The sequence below is a fragment of the Pseudomonas sp. PA-5-4B genome, assembly GCF_021606215.1.
Lineage (GTDB): Bacteria > Pseudomonadota > Gammaproteobacteria > Pseudomonadales > Pseudomonadaceae > Aquipseudomonas > Aquipseudomonas edaphica.
Window position 1 is genome coordinate 1 of sequence record NZ_WKDB01000038.1, and the last position, 22,340, is coordinate 22,340.

Sequence of the window (22,340 nt, forward strand, 5' to 3'; positions counted from 1 at the left end):
CAACCTGACCGACAAGCGCTACGCGCAGTGCAGTTTCTCCACCTGTCTCTACGGTGACGAGCGCACCCTGCTGACCTCGGTGAACTTCAACTGGTGATCTGCCGCTCCGCGCGCCGAGCAAGCACCTCGCTGCGGCGCGCGGCCTTACCTGCCTAATGGACAGAGGCTGCAGGCGAAACAAGGATCGACAGGCATCGCGGCGCCCCGATTCCCAGACTGAGAGCGGTGCTGGTTTCGAAGTTTGGAAAGCGATAAAAATGCGAAACCGCCAATCATCCCGACCATGTTATGGCTGGAGTGATTGGCGGTTAGCTTTTTTCAGGGCATCGAGCAGAAACACGGTTCTGCCGTATCGACAGGCTACAGACCTTGGCGAGCACGTATCGTCACGAGCCATGGTGATGCAGCAAAAAACGCAGCGACCAGTGCAATTTGAGATCCCTTAGCAAACACGGTCAGCTCTCGTGGCCTGGATACATCAGGCACAACTACTCAGCAAGGACTCCCTTTTTCCTAGTCGGCCACATACCTCAGACCATCTATCCACTCGTCAATACGCTCGTACTCGCTCATGCTCGGCAATCATCACTTGCCGTTGCTCAGTTAGCGCCTTCTCGGCGACGCCCTGGGCTAGATAGATCGACCTCTGCCACACAGCGACAAACGCATCCGCTACCTCGGTCGGCAGTGTCGGTAATCGGGTCGCACCGTTTAGCCTTTCAGCTAGGCGCGCCCACCTTTCTAAAAAACCGAGCACATATGCTCACTCTAATTAATCCTCCGTCCATAACACCCAGGGGCACGCTGCAGACGTTCATGGAGGAGTCGTGACGCAACTGGATGCGTACAACGAGATTCCGTTTTTTAAAAGAGTATTACGAGGAGGATCATCCCGTACTTGTGATTCTCAAATCTGAAAAAATCCACGACCTAACTCTCAATTCTGTTGCACTGTGTTCCTCGATTCAAATGACACGGTCTATCTAAGTCCCTGATATTGCAAGATGACATTCTCATTTTTGATGGTCGCCTAGGAGTAAGGGACCGGCAAACCCACCTTCCGACCCCGGCCAACCAATAAGGGCAATTGTGTCCGCGTAATTTTATGCGGACACAACTACCCTTAATGTCAGGATCGCCATGCGCCAACGTAATTCCTACACAAAATCCTTCAAGGCCCAAGTCGTCCAGGAATGCCTGCAACCTGGCGTTTCCGTGGCAGCCATCGCGATGAGTCATGGTATCAACGCTAATGTCGTGCGCCGTTGGCTACCGCTTTACCGCGATCAGCCGGTCGCCACCTTGCCAGCGTTCATTCCTTTGAAAGTCGAATCGAAACCAGTAGCTCAAGCGTCGGCGATCATTGAATTACCGATTGGCCAGCAAACGCTTACGGTGAAGTGGCCAATTTACGATCCCGAAGGATGCGCCCGACTCATTCGAGGGCTCACCCAATGATCCGCATCGATGCCATCTGGCTCTCCACCGAACCCATGGACATGCGTGCTGGCACCGACACGGCGTTGGCCAGGGTGATCGCGGTGTCGGTGCGGCGAAGCTGCACTGTGCTTATCTATTCGCCAACCGCCGCGCCACTCGCATGAAAGTCCTGGTGCATGATGGGTTTGGCATCTGGCTGGCTGCCCGCCGATTGAATCAAGGAAAGTTTCACTGGCCAGGAATTCGTCAAGGCTCTGAACTTGAGTTGGATACCGAGCAACTTCAGGCTTTAGTGCTGGGCTTGCCTTGGCAGCGCGCTGGGGCTGGCGGTGTGATCACACTGCTTTAACGGCGGCTATTAGCCTATCGGTGTATCGCTGCGAACGGCCTGCTCTGGCAAAATCCGCAGCATGACTTCTTCACCCAACCTCAACCAAATGTCCCCCGACCAACTGCGTGCCTTAGCTGCGCAGTTGCTCTTGCAAGTCGAAGCAATGGGTAAGACGGTCGAAACCATGGGCAAGAAGATCAACCGCGATCAGACGGTGATCGAGAAGCTGACCTTCGAGATCGCGCAGCTCAAACGCTTGAAATTTGCCAAGCGCAGCGAGCAGATGAACCCTGAGCAGGCCAGCTTGCTCGATGACCTGATCGATACCGATATCGCCGCAATTGAAGCCGAGCTTCAAGCCTTGCAAACAGTACCCGCATCGACCGAGAAAAAGCAGAAGCCCAAGCGCACTGCATTGCCGGCTGAGTTTCCACGCACACTGATCCATCACGAACCCGACAACACTCACTGCCCATGCGGCTGCGCGCTCAAACGCATCGGTGAAGATGTCAGTGAGAAGTTGGATTACACACCGGGCGTGTTCACCGTCGAGCGTCATATACGTGGCAAATGGGTCTGCGCTGACTGCGAAACGCTTATCCAGGCACCGGTTCCGGCTCAGATCATCGACAAGGGTATCCCAACCGCCGGGCTGCTGGCCCACTTCATGATTGCCAAGTTTGCTGACCATCTGCCGCTTTACCGTCAGGAATCGATCTTCGGTCGAGCGGGCCTGGCGATTCCCCGTTCAACCTTGGCTCAATGGGTTGGCGTTACTGGGGTTCAGTTGCAGCCGCTGGTCGATGCGCTACACGAAGCGGTACTCGGGCAGCAGGTTATTCATGCCGATGAAACACCGGTGCAGATGCTCATGCCGGGAACAAAGAAAACCCATCACTCCTATGTTTGGGCCTACGCCACCAGCCAATTCTCGGATCTGTCAGCGGTGGTTTACGATTTCAGCCCCAGCCGCGCCGGTGAGCACGCTCGCAACTTCCTGAAAGACTGGAAGGGCAAACTGGTCTGCGATGATTTTGGCGGTTACAAAGCCAGTTTCGAACTCGGCGTGACCGAGATCGGGTGCATGGCCCATGCGCGGCGCAAATTCTTCGAGCTGCATGCTACGAATAAAAGCACGCTTGCTGAGCAAGCCTTGCGCTATATCCAGTTGCTGTACGAAATCGAGAGCGAAGTCCGCGACCTGGAACCGGATTTACAGCGCCGAATACGGCAAGAAAAAGCCGTCCCGGTAATGGACACGCTACATGCCTGGATGAGCGCCCAGCGCGAGCTTGTACCCGAAGGTTCAGGCATCAGCAGATGCACTCGATTACAGCCTAAAACGCTGGGCAGCGCTGTCGCGCTACCTCGATGACGGGCCGTGCCCATAGACAATAATTGGGCTGAGAACCAAATCAGGCCATGGGCTCTTGGGCGCAAGAACTGGCTCTTTGCAGGCTCGCTACGCAGCGGAAAACGGGCGGCGGCGATCATGAGCTTGATCCAGTCTGCGCGGCTGAATGGTCATGATCCGTATGCTTATCTGAAGGATGTGCTTACGCGTCTGCCGACGCAGCGGGCGAGTGAAATCGATCAGTTGCTGCCGCATGGTGGCAGCCGGTTTCATCACGCAAGGTGTGATGCCCAGGCGCTTACGTGGCTTGTGCACTGGCTAACAAACTGGCGCGTATCGCTCGGGCAATAGCCGCTCACCATACGCAATATGAAACAGGGCCAGACGCCTTGAACGCCTGACCCTGCGGTTGTTGCAGTAGAACGATTCACCTTCAGGTTTTGCGATAGCTGAACAACAGATGATGTGAACGGCGCACCGGCCTGACGAAAATCCTGACATAAAAATCAGCTTCAGAAGCCGACGGTTTTTTAAAGATCGTCAGGCGCGACTCTCATCGTGGCGCTGGGGCCTGCCCCAAACAGACGCCGGATAGATTTAAGCAAGCCAACCACGTCACCCAGTATTGCAAAAATGGGGGTGACCATAGATTTTATTGCCTGAGTTTCACTGAAGCCAGGGCAGCCTTTGGGAGCACTAGCTGTTAGGGGAGCGAAGCTGGGCTCCAGCGATCGGGTAGCGGTTGTCTCATATGCTTGTGGCAAGCCACCTAAGGGCGACCTACCAGCGGCCAGATGTCAGCTATCGTTTGAACTCGACTGAGTTTTAGGGGCATCAACACTCGGCTGTTTTTTTGCGATTTCTGACTTTGTCTCTGCGGACTTTTGAGCGGCCAGATGGGCCTGCTGCTGTTCCAAATTTCGTTGTATCAAACGGTCAGCACCGCCTTCAGCGAGCGCGCTAGTGGCACTGATGCTGAGCAGTGAAATAATGGCAAGCTTGCGAAGGTTCATTTTGCATCTCTCTGATAATGGTCATGGAAGCTACTGCTGCCACGCTTCCGTCGACTCTATGGCGCAAATGGGCATGGTGATACCTGTTGAGTTCTTTTTAGATTTAAGCTGATTCTGTTCCCTATTTTTCATGGCATCCAATATAGAATGGGTCTCAAATAATACCTTTAGGGTATGAAAGGAGTGATCATGGAATTACGTCACCTGCGTTATTTCCAGGTGCTGGGGGCAACCCTTAACTTCACCCGCGCCGCCGAACGCCTGCACATTGCCCAGCCGCCCTTGAGCCGGCAGATCCAGCAACTGGAGGATGAGCTGGGGGTGATTCTGCTCGAACGCGGCCGGCCGCTGCGGCTGACCGAGGCCGGGCGGTTTTTCTATGAGCACGCCAATGTGCTGCTGGAACAACTGAACACGGTGTGCGCCAACACCCGGCGCATCGGCCAGGGCGAGAAGACCTGGCTGGGCATCGGCTTTGCGCCGTCGACCCTGTACGGCGTGTTGCCGGAACTGATTCGGCGGTTGCGCAGCCACGAGGCGCTGGAGCTGGAATTGGGGCTGTCGGAGATGACCACCCTGCAGCAGGTCGAAGCCCTCAAGGCCGGGCGCATCGATGTGGGCTTCGGGCGGATCCGTATTGACGACACGGCCATCGTCCAGCGCGTCCTGGTAGAGGACCGTCTGGTGGCGGTACTGCCCTCCGGCCACCCTTTGCTCGACGCGCCCGCCACCCTTGCGCAATTGTCCGCCGAACCGTTTGTGCTGTACCCCGGCAACCCGCGCCCCAGTTATGCCGACCATGTGATCGCGCTGTTCGACGCCCATGGCCTGAGCCTCAAGGTGGCGCAATGGACCAACGAATTGCAGACCGCCATCGGCCTGGTCGGCGCGGGCATGGGCGTAACGCTGGTGCCGGCCTCGGTGCAGATCCTGCACCGCGCGGACATCGGCTACACGCCGGTTGTGGAAACCACCGCGACCTCGCCGATCATTCTGAGCCGGCGGGTGAATGACCAGTCGCCGGGGCTTACACATTGCCTGCACTTGGTGGAAGAATTGATCTGAGTTCCTCTGGCCGGGCTTGTCTGAATTCGGCTGCCGTTCGCCCCTCCAGCGAACATGGCATTCAGCAAGCCTTGGAGGCTTCACTCAGGCGGTGATAGGCGCGGTTGAAATATACCAGGCCCTCTTCTGCCTCACCCTGGCGGATGGTCTGGATCTCGCAGTAGAAAATACTGTGGGACCCCACTTCGTGTACCTGCGCGATACGGCAATCGAAGTTGACCAGCGCGTCGAGCATCACTGGCGCACCGCTTTCCAGGGTGATCCACTGCGTCACGGCAAAGCGCTCATCCATGCTCAGCGCCCGGTTCGCGAACGTCCCGGACATGTCCTGGTGATCGCCACGCAGAATGTTCACGCACACCGCGCCATTACGCTTGAAGTGCTCGTTGGAATGCGACGATCGATTCATACACACCAACAGCGTGGGCGGTGAGTCGGTGACGCTGCACACCGCCGAGGCGGTAAAGCCGAACCGGCCCGCCTCGCCATCGGTGGTGATGACCGTCACGGCGCCGCCGAGCATGGCCATTGCATTGCGAAAGCTGCCTATGTCTACCATGGTCGTTCCCCTCAGATATCCAGCACGAGTTTTTTGGATTTGGCTCGTGAACAGCACACTAGAACTTGGTCATTGCCGGCCTTTTCATCGTCCGTGAGGTACACGTCGCGATGGTCCGGCTCGCCTTCGAGCACGTCGCACAGGCAGGTCCCGCACACCCCCTGCTCGCAGGAAATCTCGATTTTGATGCCCACCTGCGCCAGCGCGGCGAGAATGCTTTGCCCTTCGGCCACCTTCACGGTCTTGCCACTGCGCGCGGCCACCACTTCAAAACTGCCACCCGAGCTATCCACGTCCACCTGGAAATATTCCTTGTGGATGTGCGACTCGCTGTAGCCCTGCCTGCGCGCGCCCTGGATCACCCAGTCCATGAAGCCTGCGGGGCCGCAGGTATACATGTGCACGCCGGCCTCGCCCTTGCCCAGCACCTTGGCCAGATCGAGCTTCTGCTCTGGCCCTTCGTCATCGAAGTGGGTGAACACCTGCGCGGCAAACGGTGCGCTGGCCAGTTCCGCGAGGAACGCACTGCGTTCACGCTCACGCCCGCAGTAGTGCAGTTCGAAGGTCTGGCCGGCCGCGTGCAACGCATAGGCCATGGCAATCATCGGCGTGACACCGATACCGCCACCCAACAGCACTGAACGCCGCGCCTCGGCCGCCAGCGCAAACAGGTTGCGCGGCAGGCTGATCTGCACCTCGTGACCTTCGAGCAGGATGTCATGCACCCCGACCGAACCACCGCGCGAGGCCGGGTCCCTGAGCACACCCAGGCGATACAGGCTCGGGTCGGCAGGGTTGCTGCACAACGAGTACTGGCGCACCAGCCCCGGCCCGATATGGATATCGACGTGCGCACCGGCATCGAACATCGGCAGCGGCGCGCCGTCACGGCGGGTCAGGTCCAGGACGACAACACCGCCCCCTTGCAGCTCGCGCTTGCGCACGATTACGTCCAACAGTTCTTCAGTCATGGCCGTTATTCCATGGAGTTCGCAAAGACCGCCGTAGCGGCCGCTATCAGTCAGCGCATGAACAGGCCGCCATTCACATCCCAGGTAGCTCCGGTAGTGAAATAGGCCTCGGGGCGTGCCAGCTGCACAATCAAGTCACCGAGAAAATCCGCATCGCCCAGGCGCTGCACCGGAATATTGGCCAGCAGGCTCGGCAAGCGTTCGGCCGGAATCGCCGCGCGCACCGCCGCCGATTCGATAGGGCCCGGGGCGATGGCGTTGACCGTTACCCCGCGCGCGGCAAATTCCTTGGCGAAGATCTTGGTCAGCGTGACGATGCCGCCCTTGCTCGCGGCATAATGCGCGCCGGTCGCAGTGCCGCCGTTCTGCCCGGCTAGGGACGCCATGTTGATGATGCGTCCATAGCCGGTCTCGGCCATGTACGCGCCCAGCACCTGGCAACCGAGGAACACACTGCGCAGGTTCAGGCCGACCACAGCGTCGAACTCCTCGGGGCTGATCTGCATCAGCGGCGTGGTCTTGGTCACGGCAGCGTTATTGACCACCACGTGCAACGCGCCGAAACGCATCAGCACTTGCTCCAGCCCCGCTTCGAAATCGGCCTTGCTGCCGGCGTCCAGTTGCAGCGCGAGCGTGCGCTCACCGGCCGGGTCCAGCTGTTTGGCGCAGGCTTGCGCGGCTTCAAGGTTGAGGTCGGTGATCACCACCGAGTACCCCGCCCGCAGCAGGCTAGCGCAAAAATGCTGCCCCAGGCCCTGCCCCGCGCCCGTCACCAATGCGATCTGGTTCATGTCGGCGCTCCTTAAAGGATGTAGCCGATACCGGCAAGGGCATCGTCACTGTTGATCAGGCTGACCACTTTGCGCTGGATCTTGAAACCACCCTCGCTGCGGATCAGTTGGTAGGTGAGGTCGGCGCTGTAGAACTTCAGGCTTTCCTTGCGGAACTCACGGATGTTCTGCGCGCAGCGCACCGTCACCTGCACCCCGTCATCGGCCAACACCCGGAACCGCGACTGCATGCGCACCGTGCGCGGTTGCGGGCTGGTGGAAATCGATTCGCCGCCGGTCAAGCGCTGCACCCGCAGCTCACGCATATGATGGTCGTCGTAGGCGTAGTTGAGCGTGTTCTCGAAATCGGTTTCCCTGGGGTCAATGGGAATGATGTAGGTGCCCTTGTCGGTCCACATCGTCAACCACCCGTCGTATTCACCGTGGTCCAGCATGTCGCCTTCCTGCCAGATGAAAGCGGTCACTTCTTGCAGTAATTGCAGGTTCATAAGGTTCTCCACGGATCAGACCGACATCATCTTTTTCCACTGCTGATAGGCGGCGCGCATGCCGGTTTCGGCACTCACATCGGACACCAGCCCGTCTGCACTGGCCTGCTCGCCGGGCAAGCCGCGGTTGAGCATGATCCACAGGTCTTCACCGGCGCTGGCGCCCTTCTGTACCCGCTCCCAGGCCTCGGAATCGTCCGGCGTGCCGAAACCCATCGGGCCCTGGAAGTGCTCATGCAGACGCAGACGATAACGGTTGGCCACGGCCGGACCGCCGTCCATGGTGATCACCGAGTGGTGAATTTCGGTCTCGGTCACCGAGATCGGTTGCAGCACCCGAAAGAACGCCATCGAGCAGGCGACGTTGGGGAACAGGTTGAGGTTGAAGCCGGTGCCGCCGACCGCACGCACGATTAGCCGCACCTGTTGCTCTTCGATACCTTCCTCACGCAACTCGGCCGCGAGGCCTTCGAAGCGCTCGGGGATCGGTTTGTCCAGGTCGGCTTCGAGGTCGATCAGGTCCGGGATCATCACCATCACGCTGTGGCCGTTGCCCAGGTCCTCAACGTAGCCGGGGCCCTTGACGAAGTCGAACAGCTCAAGGGTCTGTTCATCCACCGACGACAGAAAGCTCTTGTGCACCAGCGGAAAATGGTAGGCGTCCGTGGTGTTTTCCAGCTGGATCTTCCAGTTGCCGGGAAAACGGAAACGGTGCTCGCCCGGAACCTTTATGCCGTAGCCGGCGCCCTGTTTCATGAACAGGTCCATCCATTTTTTCGCGGCGCCGAGGTAGTCTTCCAGCGGCTCGATGTCGTCCTTGAAGGTGGCGAAGATCATGCCGGCATAACTTTCGGTGCGCAGGCTGACCAGCGGCAGCTCGGCCTTGTCGATGCAGTCGCCGTAGCTTTCCGGGTGCGGAATACCGCGCAGCGAGCCATCGAGCGCATAGCCCCAGCCGTGGTACGGGCAGACGAAGCTGTTGGTCTTGCCTTTCTTGTGTTCACACACAGTGGCGCCACGGTGGCGGCAGCGGTTGAGCAGCACGTGCACGTCTTTCTTGCGGTCACGCACCACGATCACTGGCTGCTTGCCGATATAGGTGGTCTTGTAGCTGCCGTTGTCGGGAATCTCGCTGGCGTGGGCGACCCAGATCCAGGTGCTGTAGAAAATCTTTTCCAGCTCGGCGTCGAACAATTGTGCGTCGGTGTACATCGAGGTGTGGACGCGGTCAGCCTGCACCAGGTCGGCGGGGTCGACGTCAAGGTTTACAGCGGGAATCAGCTTGCTCATGGGAATGTCCTCGTCGGCATCAAGTGCGCTGAATAATCAGCTCGCGCCCAACCCGGGCTTCAACCTTGGTGTAGCGCCACAGCTTGTACGGGCCATCGCCCACCGGCGTTGTGCGAAACAGGTTGCAGGCGGCGTGCACGGTCTCGATGTCCGGCACGTCGGCCAGCAGGTACGTGGTCCATGGGAAGCCATCGGAAGGCCCGACCATGCTCTGGTCGTCATCCATGTTGCCCAGCACCTTGACGCCGGCGAGGTCGTGGATACCGTTCCACATTGCACTGAACGCTGCCCACACCTGCAATTGCTCATCGCGCGCGGCATCGAAAAAATTCTGGTTGATGCCCATGCAAAACAGCACGCGCAAGGTCTTTTTATCGCTCATTTTATTTCCTCGACGGTTAGAGGTAGCCAGGCAAAGGCTGTTTGCCGAAGAACATGGCTCCGGCGTTTTGATAGGTGATGTCGCCCATGAATGCGTGCTGGGTCACCACTTGGGCGTCGTTGACACAGCGCGCCAGCGGGCTGTCGTTGTACACGCCGCTCATGCCCGAGAGCATCTGCGCGGTACGCGCCACATCGGCGGCGACACGGGTGGCATGGGTCGACGACAACCGCAGCAGGTTGGTCGCGGCCACGGGCACCGCATCGCCGGCCAGCACGTAATCCCAGGCGTGTTCGATGGATTCGTAGAAGAACGCCCGTGCGGCACGCAGCTCGGCTTCCGCCCGAGCAATGTCGACCTGGGCCAGGGGCCGATCGGCAATCGCCGGGGCACCGGTGACCGAGACACGCCCGCTGGCCATGTCAGCCAGGGCATCGAGTGCGGCACGCGCCACGCCTAGGCCAACCACCGAGAGCACCTGGGTGGCGAATGACAGCGACGGGTAGCGGAAGAACGGTTCGTCCAGGTTGGGCAGGCCGCCGCGCACGAAGGTCCACTCCTCGCTGACCCGCACATTGTCGGCGACCAGGTCGTGGCTGCCGGTACCCAGCAGGCCGACGGTGTCCCAGGTTTCGTCTATACGGATCGCGCTGCGCGGCATTACCGCGATGCGCGGCAGGCCAAACGTGTCGCCGCTTTTCGGGGCGATGCCGACACCGACGATGTCGGAACCCAGGGAACCGCTGGAGTACTTCCAGCGGCCATTGACGACGAAACCACCCTCGACCACCTCAGCCGGTTGCGGCGGGAAGATACCGCCGGCGAACACCACGTCCGGACCGTTCGCATATACCTTGGCGATGCTGTCGAGCGGCAGCGCCGCGAGGTAGACCGGACTCATGCCAAAACTGGCAACCCAGCCGGCCGAGCCGTCGGCCTGGGCGATGCGCTCGATCATCTGGCAGAACTCGGCGGGCGAACATTCCAGGCCACCAAAGCGCTTGGGCACCAGCGCCCGGTAAACACCGTGCTGTTTGAACGCTTCGATCACGTCCTGCGAAATGTGGCGCTGACCGTCGAACTCACCGGCTCGGGCACGTTCGCGCACATCGACAAGCAAGGCTTCGAAGGCGGGGCCACTGGCAAGCGAGCTCACCGTATCAACCGCTGGTTTTTTAAGCGAATGCATAGATTAACTCCGTTGTCAGGAACGGTATTGGGCTGGGCAGGAAGTCAGCGTCGAGCTGAGACGCGGGGCGGAGCGAGGGCGATGGATCGGCATAGTGGTTACCTTTTTTTTTGTGGGTGCCGTTGGGGAGAATTTGAGCGAAATTACGTGAATTGTCAATTGAATTATCGTGCTTAAAAACACCACTAATCATGTAAATTATTGAAGGAAAACGAATGAATGGCCGATTATCTCGTTGTTATTTTTGAGTAATATTCTTTTTTTAACCTTGGGTATTTTCTAAATATTTTTTAATTGGATTTATTTTTTTCACAAAAAAGTGGGAGTTGGCTTGCCCACTCCCACACTGGATCTGAGCCGTTTTTTCAGCGCAACGGTGAGAACGGCGCCGGCAGGTACACCGTGGAATGCATCTGCAGCAATTGCGGCGCGGAATTTTCCGGCGGCCACGCGCCGTCGGTCACGGCGCGAGTGCGTACTTCAAGGCGCTGCTCCAGTGAGCTGTAGGGCCAGATGTGCAGGTAGCGCGGAAGCAGCCCGCTGGTGGCGTAGAACGCGGCATACACCTGGGAATAGTCCGGCCCGGTGCGACGCCCCACGGCCTTGCTCCAACCGCGCAATGTCGGCGCCAACCCGCCGGGCACGAGGTTGTATTCGCGCAACTCATAGAACGGACCATGAACACCGGGAGCAAGCGGTTCGACAAAGGCGAAGGCGCTGTAATCATCCACTTGCTGCTCCAGCAGAAATTCGCCGATCGCAAAACCATCGGGCGCCAGCAGATAGCGCTCGCGTTCGCGTTCGCGACACCCGCTATCGTCGAACCCGCGCAGTACTGCAATACGATTCTGCGCGCCGATTTCCGACACCCAGCAGCCCATCAGGTGCACGCCCTCGCCCGCCTCGCGCAGGCTCTGCTCCAAGCGCGGCAAGGCTTGTGGCACGGTGCGTACACGCAGGGTGAAGGTCAACAGTTCGAAGTGTTTCATGGCAGTCTCCAGCGCGACGCGCACGGCATGACCGCCTTTGTCGGCCAGTCATGGAAAAAGAACGGTGGGAATAATCAGTGAGCGTTATCGCTCACTGTGCGACAGGCTTGGGCACCGGCAACTCGGCGTCACTGTTCCACGCCTGCACCGGGCGGCTGAACAGGTTTTCGGTCTGGAAATGCGCCATGCGCCACTGCCCGCCTTCTTCGGCGAAACGTACCGTCAGGCGCGCGGCGTTGAGATGAGAGGCGCCGCTGGCGAACGTGGATGTCTGCAACATCACCCAACTGCCGAGCACGGCATCGTCCCGCACCTCGATCAGCTCGCTGGTGAGGAAATGCACGTTCAGGGCAAAGTGCGCCGGGGTTTTCATGTAGCCGGCAAACATCGCGGCGATGGCTTCGCGTCCACGATAGCCGCCGAAGCTCTGGGCGTACTTGGCGCCTTTACCCTCCCACACCGCATCCTGGGTGAACAGGCCGGCCAGTTCGTCGAGCGGTGTGTGAGCGTCAAGAGCGTCACACAGTACCATGTAGCGGTTCATGCAGGCGCGCGCGCTGTCCTGGATTTCAAAACGGCGCAGGCGTTGTTCCAGGTCTGCGCGGGGAATGGGTGTGCTCATCTTAGGCCTCATACCCGGCGTACAGGCGTTCAAGCAGGCGGCCAGCGATGGCCAGCATTTGCTCATCCGCGCCTTTGGCCCCCACCAGCTGCAGGCCAACCGGCAGGCCCTCGGCACTGGCCAACGGGATGCTCAGCGCCGGATGCCCCGACAGGTTGAACGGGCGTACGAAGGCGGTCATGCCCAGCACTGCCTGGGTGTCGGTCGCCTCGGCCAGGGCCAAGGGAAACTCCGGCATGGTCGGCAGCACCAGCACGTCGACCTGCTGCAGCGCCGCATCGACTTCGGCAGTGAAGCGCAGACGCACCTGCTCGGCCTCGGCCAGCGCCGTGGCGGTGGTGTTACCGGCGGCGGCCAGGCGCGCAGCGATGTCGGCGCCGACCTTGCCGGTGGCCAGCAAGTGCCCGCAGGCATCGAAGGTCTCGCGGTTGATAACCACCATGCCCGCGTCATAGGCCGCCTTAAGGCTGGGCAACGTGAGGGCTTCATTGGGCAGTTGGCTGCCGGTGATCGCGGCATCGATCACGCGCTGTACCGCTGCGCTGGCTTGCACGGTCACAACGCCCAGGCGTGGCGCGGCGGGCGCGGGTGCGGGTGTGAAAGTCGGGTCGATCGCCTGCATGGCCGTGACCAGCATTGGCAGACTCGCGGCAAACGGGCCGACACAGTCGAGGCTGCTGTGCGCCGGCATCACGCCACGGCGGCTGACCCGTCCAAACGTCGGTTTAAAGCCGAACACGCCACAGCAACAGGCGGGAATGCGCACCGAGCCGCCGGTGTCCGTGCCCAAGGAAAAATCCACCAGCCCGGCGGCCACGGCGGCTGCCGAGCCGCTGGACGATCCGCCGGGAATGCGCCCCGGAAAACGCGGGTTCGGCGCGGTGCCGGTCCAGTGATTGATCCCCGTGGTGCCAAACGCCAGTTCGTGCAGGCGGGTCTTGCCTACCAGTCGACAGCCCTTGTCCAGCAGGGCTTGCACCACATCAGCGTGGGCCGTGGCCGGCGCGGCATCGTCCAGCGCCTGGCTCGACGCACGGGTTGGCAGACCGGCGATATCGAGGGTGTCCTTAACCATTACGGTCGGTCCGTCGGCGCCAAGGGAAAGCTGTTCAATCACCAGGGTCATGTCACGTCACCTTCAGTGCAAAATGCGCAATGCGGACGCCCGATGCGCCCTTGCCTTTTTTCACACTCACCGAATATTACGTGAATTGTCAATTATATTTCTGCGCCCTGGCCTGGCCGCACTCGTCCATAACTGTGGTCAATAACCGTGCCGATTTCACGAGAAAAGTCTATGATTGCCCGCATCCTCTGAGATGAGCACGCTATGACTTCCGCAAAAAAATCCGCAAACCGCTATGACCCCGCCAGCGAAAATTTTCACAAGGAAGACTTTCCGTTCTACTGGCTGGCCATGGTGCATGGCCGTTACAGCCAGTACATGGAAAAAGCGCTGAAGAAAATCGGCCTGGATATCCCGCGCTGGCGCGTACTGCTGATTCTCAAGGAGAACGGCCAGTCGAGCATTTCCGAGATATCCACCCATGCGATCGCCAAGCTGTCGACCATCACCAAGACCGTCTACCGCATGAAGGAAGACGGCCTGGTGGATACCGCGCCCTGCGAAGACGACGGCCGGGTGACCCAGGTGCGGATCACCGCCGAAGGCCGCGCGGCGATCGAACGTATCCAGGTGGCGACCAGCGACGTGTTCAAACGCAGCTTCACCAGCATGACTGAACCGCAGATCCAGCGCCTGAGCCGCTTGCTCGAAACGGTGTTCGACAACCTCGGTGAGCCCTAGGCGCGCCGCGACACGGCGTGTCGCGCATCACCAACTTCCTGGCAGGCTCGAACAAGCGGCCAAGCGTGTATGCGCTTCTAATGCAGAGGTCTTTCGAGCGCCCAACGGGCGCGACGAACCCATCATTGGAGCGCCGCCATGCACATTGCCTTATTGCCCTCAGTCGTTACTTTTCTGGATCGTGACCATTCCAACTTCATCGAGGGTGCCGTGCACACCAGCGCGTCGGCGCAGCGCATCGGCATCGTCGATCCGGGTACCGGCCAGACCATCGCGCAGTTGCGTGACGCCCAGGCCGAGGATGTAAACCTGGCCGTCGACAGCGCCGCCACCGCCTTCAAGGGCGCATGGGCACACGTCACGCCCTACCAACGTGGGGTGCTGCTCAACCGCCTGGCCGATTTGATCGAGGCCAACGGCGAAGAACTGGCGCAGCTGGAAACCCTGAGTTCCGGCAAATCGATCAACCTGGCGCGACATATCGAAGTGGGCCAGAGCGCGGTGTTCCTGCGTTACTTCGCCGGCTGGGCCACCAAAATCGGCGGCCAGACCATGACCCCGTCGTTTCCCTCCATGGACGGCGAGCACTACAGCGCCTACACCCTGCGCGAGCCGGTGGGCGTGGTGGCAGCCATCGTGCCTTGGAACTTCTCGTTGATGATCGGCGTGTGGAAACTCGGCGCCGCGCTGACCACCGGCTGCACCGTCGTGCTCAAACCCAGCGAATACACGCCGCTGTCCCTGCTGCGCCTGGCGGAACTGGCGATCGAGGCCGGGATTCCGGCTGGCGTAATCAACGTGGTCAACGGCCGCGGCCAGGTCGGTCAGCAACTGATCGCACACCCGCAGGTACGCAAGGTGTCGTTCACCGGCTCGGTGCCCACCGGCATTGCCGTGGGCAAGGCCGCCATGGGCGCCGACCTGACCCGCGTGACCCTGGAACTGGGCGGCAAGAACGCCGCCGCGCTGCTGGCCGACGCCAACGTGGATGACGCTGTGGCTCGCTTCGTGCAAGCGGCTTATGTGCACCAGGGCCAGGTGTGCGCATCACCCGAGCGCTTGTTCGTGCACCGCTCAATCGTCGAGCAAGTGACGCAAAAGATGGCGGCGATGCTGTCGCAGATGGTCATCGGTTCGCCCCTGGATGAACACGCCCAGTTCGGCCCACTGTCGAACAAGCCGCACTTCGACAAAATCCTCGGCTTTTTCGAGCGTGCCCTGCAGAGCAACCAGGTGGCATGCGGCGCGCGGGCCGTGGACCGCGCCGGTTACTACGTGGAGCCGACGCTGATCGTGGCCACCGGCAAGGACGACCCACTGCTGCACGAGGAAGCCTTCGGCCCGGTGGTGTGTGTATTGGCGTTCGATGATGAAGAAGAATTGGTCGAGCTGATGAACGAGAGCCCGTTCGGCCTCACCGCCAGTATCTGGACCAACGACCTGTCCAAGGCCTTGCGCCTGATCCCGCAAATCGAAGCGGGCACGGTGTGGGTCAACATGCACACCTTCGTCGACCCCAGCGTGCCGTTTGGCGGGATGAAGGCATCGGGTGTCGGGCGTGAGTTCGGCAGTGCGTTTATCGACGATTACACCGAGCTGAAATCGGTAATCATCCGCTACTGAACACGCTCTCTGTAGGAGCGAGCTTGCTCGCGAAAAACGTCAACGATAACGCGTGTTTCCTGGCTGAACGCGGCGCCTGTGAATTCTTCGCAGCATTCTAGATGAGAAATGGGTGAGAGCTGGCTTGCCTGCGATAGCGGGCGGCCAGGCAACACTGCATCAATTGAACCACCGCATTCGCGAGCAAGCCCGCTCCCACAGTGGTTTTGTGCTAGATGAGAAAATGGCGAACGCCCACCCTGACTGAACAGCATTAGGGCAATCCGTGGTTCAGTGCCCAAGGCTTCGATAGCGACTCGGGGTCATCCCGGTCTGCTTCTTGAACGTCTTGGAAAAGTGCGCCGAATCAGTAAACCCCCAATAGCTGCCGATATCGGTGATCGAGCGTTGCGCGCAAACCGGATCGCGCAGGTCCTGCGCCGCCTTCAACAGCCGCTCACGCAGGATATAGCGACAGACACTGTCGCCGCTGGCTTCGAACAGCCTGTAAAGCTGGCGGCTGGAAGTGCCCAGTTCCTCGGCCAGCGACGCCGGCGAAAGCCTCGGTGAGTCAAGCCGCTGCCGGATGACGGATTGCACTTCATGCAACTGCCAGCCCGGGGAGTCGGCGCCGACTTGATACTCCAGCACCGATTCAAGCAAGGCCACCAACGCCCTCTGCACGCCATCGCCATCCTGCGGGCAAGACCATTGGGCCAACTCGCCGCCAGCGACCTGCCGCACCAGCGTACAAAGCAGTTGACCACAGACACCGGTGGTCGACAGCTTGCCGAAGCGGCTACGCTCCAGGCCCTTGAACAACTCACGCGGCAGAGGGATCGACACGTGGGAAAACAAGCCGTTGGGGGTCATTTTCACCGCGCCGGAAAAGTCCAGCAACGCCAGGTCACCATGGCGCAGGTCGACCACTCGGTCCCCGAGTTCGATGGCCATTGAGCCTTGCTGTTGCAGCACAAGGAAACAACGCCCCGAGGAATCACGCTCGCCTGAGCGGGCAGCCTTGGCAATCACACTGGCATTGCTGCGAATGTGCGCCACCGCCGTACTGCCCATCAGTGTTTGTTGCATTTCACCGATGAAAAGGCTCTGGCAGTGGTCATAGCGCGTGTCGAAACGACCGCAGGCCGCGTGCACACGCTCGTTCCAGGCCGACAAGGCTTGACCGTTCATGGGTAACCTCCCTGCTCGCTTGCGTCACACACCCGGCATAACGGCGGCGCATGAGACCTGGACACGATTGAACGCCAACCGAGCCCGCAACACCGCCACCCCATAGATGACCAGGACCGCCACCGAACAGGCCCCGGAGAACACCAACACCGCCCAGTAGCCAAACGCCTCGATCAGGAACCCACCCGCGGCCGGCCCGAACGCCGCACCCAGAGACAGGCACAACGCGCCCAGCGCGACGAGCTTGCCCGACAGGTCGAATTCGGCCATGACGCCAAAGGTGTAGGCCAGCACGAAGCTGATCGAGAACAGAAAGCAGATAACCCCGGTCACGTAGCTCGTCAGCGAGGAGAATTGCGCCAGGGCCACCAGGCCCAGCAACTCCGCGAGGATGACCGCCGCCACCGGCAGGAAGCGTCCCATTTTCAGGCCGATCGCCGAGGCGATGAAGCCCCCGCCGGCATTGATTAAAAAGCCCAGCGCCAGGACCAGCCCGATCGTATCCGAGGTCAAGCCGGTCTTTTTGCCCATCAGTTCCAGGAACGCCCACACCGACATAATGCCGGTCAGGAACACCAGGCTGGCCAACAGACTCAACCACACAATGGCGCGGCTTTCAGTGCTGGCTATCCGCACGGCGGCCTCGGACGCATCCAGTTGGCGTTCGCTGCGGCGCGGTACCCAGGGCAGCGGCAGGATTCCCATCGCCACCATGGCCAGGGCGATGGTTATCAACATACCTTCAAAGCCCCACACCGGCGCCACCGCTACCGGCAGCACGATCAGCAGGAGAGCCCCCGGCACGGTCTCGATACCCAGCTTGAACCCGAACGCACGCTCAGGCTGGGAGCTGTCACCGAAAATCGTCATGGCCAGGGCATACAACGCTCCTGTGCCGGCGCCCGCCAGGGCCATTATCAGCAGCAGCATTTCATAGGACGGGTCGCGCATAACCGTCAGCACCGCGCCCACCACCACAGCCGACGACAGCGCCGAAATGAGCCGCCAGCTGAGCCGGTGGATCCACAGCAGGGACGCCAGCCCGAACGCGCCAAACCCCAGGTTCATGGCCATCGCTAGGTTGCCCAATTGGTGCTCGCCAAGCCCGAAACGTTCGGCAAGCGCACCAAACAGTACGGGGAGCACATTCAATAACAAGGCCCCCGCGCCGGAGACCAGCCCTGCACACACATAGACGGAAGTTCTATCGATCGGATTTATTTTTATAGTTTTCATGTATGTATCCTGGTTTTTGAACAGAGGTTCACATTTGCTTGACGACGGTCCTCACGGCGACCGCCCGGGCAGGCAGGCGGAGGGTCACCCCATAAGCAACCAACGCGCCCAACCCGCAACACCCCACCACCAGGCACATCGGCCATGCGGTGCCATCAGCCAAATGGCTGACCCACAGACTGGCCAGCGCCCCGGTAGCGAATTGCACCGAAATCCCCAGCGCCACGCTCGCGCCGGCCTGGCGTGGAAACAGCGTCATCAGGCTGGCCATGCAGTTGGCGCCGATCAAACCGGTCACACCCATGTACAGCACCATGCAACACACGATGCTCGCCAGCCCGCCCCATCCGGTATAGCCGACCAGCATCATCGCCAGCCCTGCCCCGCTCGCCAGTACCGTGCCCACCCCGAGCATGCGTTGCGGTCCGAAACGGCCCACCCAACGGGCGTTGATGAAGGTCACCAGGATGATGCCGAGGATGTTCAGGGCGAACAATGCGCTGAACACCCGTGGCGAGACGTCGAAGTACACCACGTAGACAAAAGGCGACGCGGTGATAAAGGCGAACATGCCGCCAAACCCCAAGGCCATGCACAGGATCAGCGCCACTGCCCTGGGTTGCCGGGCAATGGCAAGGTACGCCGCGAAGGCCGCCGGCACGGACGCACCGCGCTGCTGCACGGGCAAACTTTCCTTCAGGGTCAAGGCAACCAGCAACAGGCACAGGCTGGACAGGATGAACAACGCCGCGAAGATGGTGCGCCAGCCCTGGATCAGCACCAACCAGGTGCCGATCATCGGCGCGACCAGGGTCGCCATCATCGTCAGCACGTGCATCCACGACAGCACTTTGGCCGCCTCCACCAGGCCGACCAGATCCCTGGCGACGGCACGGGCCAGCACCAGCGCGCCCGCGCCACCCAAAGCCTGGAAAAAGCGCCAGGCAATCAGTTGCTCGACGCTGCCGGCAAACAGGCAGCCCAGGGTCGCGGCCACGTACAACACCAGGCTGCCGAGCAGCAACGGGCGCCGGCCATAGCGGTCGGACAATGGCCCGTAGCACAGCATGCCCAGGCACAGCCCGGCAAGAAACGCGCTGATGGTGTGCTGCACTTGCGCGGTGCTGGTCCCCAGGTCCTCGGCGATTTGCGGAAAGCTGGGCAGGTAAGTGTCAATCGAAAACGGCCCGAAGGCCGTCAGCGATGAAAGCAGCACGATCAAGCGGGCCCGCGGTTTCATCGAGCAGCAATCGCAAGGCTGTCAAGGAACGCGATGACCAGCCGGTTGAACGTCTCGCCCTGGTCGTCATGCACATAGTGGCTGGCGTCCGCGACTTCGGCGGTGCGCACCAGAGCATTGCTGTAGCGCATGGCTTGCAGCGTCGCCGCCGGCAAGAAATCCGAGCGCGTGCCGCGAATGAACAGAGTCGGGCAATCCAGGGCGCGCACCGCCGGCCACAGGTCGGTCGGCTCGATACTCAGGCGCGCCTCGGCGATGCCTTGCTGATCGTGACGCCAGGTAATCACGCCGGCACTTTCCTTCATCGAGTGTGCCAGCCGGGAAGCCAGGCCCTGCTCCGACAAGCCGGGGCGTGAGGTCTGCCAGAACGTGCGGGCGGCGTCCCAATTGTCGAATTGCAGTGGGGTCTGGTTCATCTCGCGGCGAATGCGCGCGGCGCCGTCACCCTGGATCGAGGAGCCGGGGCCGATGTCTTCGATGATAAGGCCCAACAGGCGGCCCGGGTTTTGCCGTGCGTATTCCAGGGCGTTGGCGCCGCCCAGCGAGTGCCCGAGCAAGACGAAGCGCTGCAGACCGGCGTGGGCGACGAAGTCCTGCAGGTCGTCCACATAGGACTGCGTGTGGTAGCTGGCGGACGGCGCCCAATCGCTCAGGCCGCGACCGCGCTGGTCCAGGGCGTACACGCAGAAGCCCGGGCCGAGCGCCGCAACCAGCGACTCCCAGGTCTGTGCGTAGGCACGCAAGCCGTGCAGCAGGACCAGAGGCACGCCGCTCGGGTTGCCCCAGCGCAGGACATGCAGGTTCAGGCCTGAACGGTTGGTGAAGAAACTACTGACTGAGTGCATAACTTCGCTCCGCTAATCTGCGTAGGAGCGAGCTTGCTCGCGAAAAACTCAAGTGCGCCGCGGTCATACAGACTGCCTGCGTTTTCGTTGACGTTCTTCGCGAGCAAGCTCGCTCCTACAGGGGCATGGGCCTGGTTCGGATCAGAAACGATCGAAGCGATACGGGCTCGGATCAATGATCGGGGTGTGCCCGCTGACAATATCGGCCGCCAACTGGCCGGCCGCCGGCGAGGTGCCGAAACCGTGCCCGGAGAAACCGGTGGCCACGGTCAGGCCTGGGATCTGCGCGACCGGGCCGATCACCGGGTTGGAGTCCGGGGTCACGTCGATCGTGCCGGCCCAGGCCTGGGCTATTTTGGCTTGCTCGAACACCGGCCAGGCCGCGATGAGGTTGTTCATCGCGTCGTTATTGAGCTGCGGGTTGGCGGCCGGGTCCTGCACGCGCACGCGTTCGAACGGGCTGACACTGTCGGCCGACCAGCGTCGGGACAAGGCCAGGTCCTTGAAAAAATACCGCCCCAGCGACACATTCAACACACTACGCTGCGCACGGAATTGAGGCATGTATTGCTTGGCCAGCAACAGGTGGTCCAAGGTCAGGAAGGCGTCCAGCTTGCCGCGCTGGGTGATGATGAAACCGCCGTCCTTGTGTTTGCGAAAGGAAAAGTCCGGAGCGCCCACGGCAATTTCAGTGGGGCCTTGCATGGGATGGGTACGCAACACCGAACAGGTCAAGGCCAGGGTCGGCAAGGACACACCGAGGTTGCCCAGGAAGCGCCGCGACCACATGCCACCGGCCAGCAACACCTGGTCGCAGCGGATCTCGCCCTTTTCCGTGACCACGCCGCTGACCTTGCCGGCGGACATCTGCAGCGTACGCACCGCGCACTGTTCGATGATAACCACGCCCAGGGCCATGGCGGCCTTGGCAATCGCGCTGCTGGCCAGGGTCGGTTCGGCACGCGCATCGGACGACGTATAGATCCCGCCGGCCCACGCGCCCGCCCCGCCCGGTACCCGCTGCGCGATCTCGCTATTGCTCAGCAAGCGCGAATCCAGGGACAGGTGCTCGACCGATTTGAGCCAGCCTTCATGCATCGCCATTTGCGCTTCGTTACGCGCGACGAACATGATGCCCTCTTGCCGGTAGCCCACGTCCGCGCCCACCCGCTCGGGCATCTGCGCCCATAAGCGATCTGCGGCCAGGGCCAGCGGAATATCATAGGCGTGGCGGCTGGTCTTGCGCACCCAGCCAAGGTTGCGTGAGGACTGTTCGCCAGCGATACGGCCTTTTTCCAGCACCACCACCGGGATGTTGCGTTCGGCCAGAGTCAGCGCAGCCGTCAGGCCGATGATTCCGCCGCCAATGATGACGACGGAGGTGGCGGTGGGACATTCGGTGCAGGTATTCACGGGCGCAATAGTCGGGGCCATGGTCAAGACTCGCAAAACAATAAAGGTCGGCCGCGCGGGCGCACGGCTGCGTAGCGGATTACTGCGTCAGGCGAATCACTTCGACCTGCGCCTTGGAGGCGTTGCGGTAAGCCGTCACTTCCAGTTCAACCTTGTAGACCGTCGAGCCCAACGGCGGGCACGTCACGGTACTGGCCGGGTCGACGCCGCGAAACTTCTCGCCGATCAGGGCCATCACCGTCGGCACGTCCTTGGGGTCCTGGATGAACACCCGCGAACACACCACATCGGCCAGGCTGGCATCCACGGCAGCCAGGGCGCTTTCGATGTTGGCGAACACCTGGTGCGTCTGCTCCAGGATATCTTCGGGGATCAGTTTGGTCTGCGGATTACGGCCGGCGGTATTGGACACATAGATCCAGTTGTCCACCACCACCAGGCGCGAATAGCTGGCCTGGTCTTCAAACGGCGAACCGGTCTTGAGCTTGATGATTTTTGTCATGTCGAAGGCCTCGTCAGTTG

Annotated in this window: 22 protein-coding genes and 3 pseudogenes; 7 read left to right on the forward strand and 18 right to left on the reverse strand. The window is 60.9% G+C overall.

The window, feature by feature from the left end:
- Positions 1-371: 371 nt before the first annotated feature.
- From GIW28_RS18895 to tnpC, 4 genes and pseudogenes are all read left to right on the forward strand, one after another.
- A pseudogene (locus tag GIW28_RS18895) lies at positions 372-563 on the forward strand (integrase); the annotation flags it as partial.
- 577 nt (positions 564-1,140) lie between these two features.
- Complete coding sequence (tnpA, locus tag GIW28_RS18905) at positions 1,141-1,458, forward strand: IS66-like element accessory protein TnpA (protein ID WP_065873493.1); 318 nt, start codon at positions 1,141-1,143, stop codon at positions 1,456-1,458.
- 100 nt (positions 1,459-1,558) lie between these two features.
- Complete coding sequence (gene tnpB, locus GIW28_RS18910; RefSeq protein ID WP_256534346.1) at positions 1,559-1,789, forward strand: IS66 family insertion sequence element accessory protein TnpB; 231 nt, start codon at positions 1,559-1,561, stop codon at positions 1,787-1,789.
- A gap of 265 nt (positions 1,790-2,054) precedes the next feature.
- Positions 2,055-3,326, forward strand: a pseudogene (gene tnpC / locus GIW28_RS18915) (IS66 family transposase); the annotation flags it as partial.
- Between the two features lie 596 nt (positions 3,327-3,922).
- Here tnpC and GIW28_RS18920 read toward each other — a convergent pair.
- Positions 3,923-4,138 (reverse strand): hypothetical protein, encoded by a 216-nt coding sequence (locus GIW28_RS18920; protein WP_133257329.1) that lies wholly within the window; start codon positions 4,136-4,138, stop codon positions 3,923-3,925.
- A gap of 189 nt (positions 4,139-4,327) precedes the next feature.
- On the opposite strand from GIW28_RS18920, the gene GIW28_RS18925 reads away from it, so the two are divergent.
- The gene (locus GIW28_RS18925) at positions 4,328-5,203 is read left to right on the forward strand and encodes a LysR family transcriptional regulator (RefSeq protein WP_236448079.1); all 876 of its coding nucleotides are present in this window, start codon (positions 4,328-4,330) and stop codon (positions 5,201-5,203) included.
- A 61-nt stretch (positions 5,204-5,264) separates the two neighbouring features.
- On the opposite strand, the gene GIW28_RS18930 is transcribed toward GIW28_RS18925, so the two are convergent.
- The 10 genes from GIW28_RS18930 to GIW28_RS18975 all read right to left on the reverse strand — a co-directional run bounded on the left by GIW28_RS18930 (position 5,265) and on the right by GIW28_RS18975 (position 13,610).
- Positions 5,265-5,762 (reverse strand): flavin reductase, encoded by a 498-nt coding sequence (locus tag GIW28_RS18930; RefSeq protein ID WP_236459139.1) that lies wholly within the window; start codon positions 5,760-5,762, stop codon positions 5,265-5,267.
- An 11-nt stretch (positions 5,763-5,773) separates the two neighbouring features.
- On the reverse strand, positions 5,774-6,733 hold the full coding sequence (locus GIW28_RS18935; RefSeq protein WP_056858445.1) for a PDR/VanB family oxidoreductase: 960 nt from the start codon (positions 6,731-6,733) through the stop codon (positions 5,774-5,776).
- 50 nt (positions 6,734-6,783) lie between these two features.
- Positions 6,784-7,524, reverse strand: coding sequence for an SDR family NAD(P)-dependent oxidoreductase (locus GIW28_RS18940; RefSeq protein WP_236448041.1), 741 nt, complete (start codon positions 7,522-7,524; stop codon positions 6,784-6,786).
- Positions 7,525-7,535: 11 nt separating this feature from the next.
- A complete protein-coding gene (locus GIW28_RS18945; protein ID WP_056858443.1) occupies positions 7,536-8,012 on the reverse strand; it encodes an aromatic-ring-hydroxylating dioxygenase subunit beta in 477 nt (158 codons plus the stop codon).
- Positions 8,013-8,027: 15 nt separating this feature from the next.
- Positions 8,028-9,302 carry an aromatic ring-hydroxylating oxygenase subunit alpha gene (locus GIW28_RS18950; protein WP_056858442.1) on the reverse strand — a complete coding sequence of 425 codons (1,275 nt, stop codon included), beginning with the start codon at positions 9,300-9,302 and terminating at the stop codon, positions 8,028-8,030.
- Positions 9,303-9,321: 19 nt separating this feature from the next.
- The gene (locus GIW28_RS18955; protein ID WP_003232696.1) at positions 9,322-9,684 is read right to left on the reverse strand and encodes a hypothetical protein; all 363 of its coding nucleotides are present in this window, start codon (positions 9,682-9,684) and stop codon (positions 9,322-9,324) included.
- Positions 9,685-9,700: 16 nt separating this feature from the next.
- Positions 9,701-10,873 carry an indole-3-acetate monooxygenase gene (gene iacA, locus GIW28_RS18960; protein ID WP_093541439.1) on the reverse strand — a complete coding sequence of 391 codons (1,173 nt, stop codon included), beginning with the start codon at positions 10,871-10,873 and terminating at the stop codon, positions 9,701-9,703.
- 365 nt (positions 10,874-11,238) lie between these two features.
- Complete coding sequence (locus tag GIW28_RS18965; RefSeq protein ID WP_056858440.1) at positions 11,239-11,862, reverse strand: NIPSNAP family protein; 624 nt, start codon at positions 11,860-11,862, stop codon at positions 11,239-11,241.
- A 91-nt stretch (positions 11,863-11,953) separates the two neighbouring features.
- Positions 11,954-12,484 (reverse strand): nuclear transport factor 2 family protein, encoded by a 531-nt coding sequence (locus GIW28_RS18970; RefSeq protein ID WP_056858439.1) that lies wholly within the window; start codon positions 12,482-12,484, stop codon positions 11,954-11,956.
- A 1-nt stretch (position 12,485) separates the two neighbouring features.
- Positions 12,486-13,610, reverse strand: a complete 1,125-nt coding sequence (locus GIW28_RS18975) for an amidase (RefSeq protein WP_056858438.1) — start codon at positions 13,608-13,610, stop codon at positions 12,486-12,488.
- A gap of 204 nt (positions 13,611-13,814) precedes the next feature.
- Here GIW28_RS18975 and GIW28_RS18980 point away from each other — a divergent pair, with 204 nt between their 5' ends.
- Positions 13,815-14,291 carry a MarR family winged helix-turn-helix transcriptional regulator gene (locus GIW28_RS18980; RefSeq protein ID WP_056858437.1) on the forward strand — a complete coding sequence of 159 codons (477 nt, stop codon included), beginning with the start codon at positions 13,815-13,817 and terminating at the stop codon, positions 14,289-14,291.
- Between the two features lie 138 nt (positions 14,292-14,429).
- On the forward strand, positions 14,430-15,914 hold the full coding sequence (locus GIW28_RS18985) for an aldehyde dehydrogenase family protein (protein ID WP_236447833.1): 1,485 nt from the start codon (positions 14,430-14,432) through the stop codon (positions 15,912-15,914).
- A 270-nt stretch (positions 15,915-16,184) separates the two neighbouring features.
- Here GIW28_RS18985 and feaR read toward each other — a convergent pair whose 3' ends face one another.
- From feaR to GIW28_RS19015, 7 genes and pseudogenes are all read right to left on the reverse strand, one after another.
- The gene (gene feaR / locus GIW28_RS18990; protein ID WP_056858435.1) at positions 16,185-17,084 is read right to left on the reverse strand and encodes a transcriptional regulator FeaR; all 900 of its coding nucleotides are present in this window, start codon (positions 17,082-17,084) and stop codon (positions 16,185-16,187) included.
- Between the two features lie 24 nt (positions 17,085-17,108).
- Positions 17,109-18,320 carry an MFS transporter gene (locus GIW28_RS18995; RefSeq protein ID WP_236447832.1) on the reverse strand — a complete coding sequence of 404 codons (1,212 nt, stop codon included), beginning with the start codon at positions 18,318-18,320 and terminating at the stop codon, positions 17,109-17,111.
- A gap of 28 nt (positions 18,321-18,348) precedes the next feature.
- Positions 18,349-19,560: a multidrug effflux MFS transporter gene (locus GIW28_RS19000; RefSeq protein ID WP_065873508.1), complete on the reverse strand. Its 1,212-nt coding sequence runs from the start codon at positions 19,558-19,560 to the stop codon at positions 18,349-18,351.
- A complete protein-coding gene (locus GIW28_RS19005) occupies positions 19,557-20,405 on the reverse strand; it encodes an alpha/beta fold hydrolase (RefSeq protein WP_236447831.1) in 849 nt (282 codons plus the stop codon). Before GIW28_RS19005 ends, GIW28_RS19000 begins: the two co-directional genes overlap by 4 nt.
- A gap of 20 nt (positions 20,406-20,425) precedes the next feature.
- Positions 20,426-20,512: pseudogene (locus GIW28_RS30835) on the reverse strand (outer membrane lipoprotein carrier protein LolA); the annotation flags it as partial.
- A 34-nt stretch (positions 20,513-20,546) separates the two neighbouring features.
- Complete coding sequence (locus GIW28_RS19010; RefSeq protein ID WP_236459105.1) at positions 20,547-21,839, reverse strand: NAD(P)/FAD-dependent oxidoreductase; 1,293 nt, start codon at positions 21,837-21,839, stop codon at positions 20,547-20,549.
- 58 nt (positions 21,840-21,897) lie between these two features.
- Entirely contained in the window at positions 21,898-22,320 is a 423-nt protein-coding gene (locus GIW28_RS19015) for a RidA family protein (RefSeq protein ID WP_056858431.1), read from the reverse strand.
- Positions 22,321-22,340 lie beyond the last annotated feature (20 nt).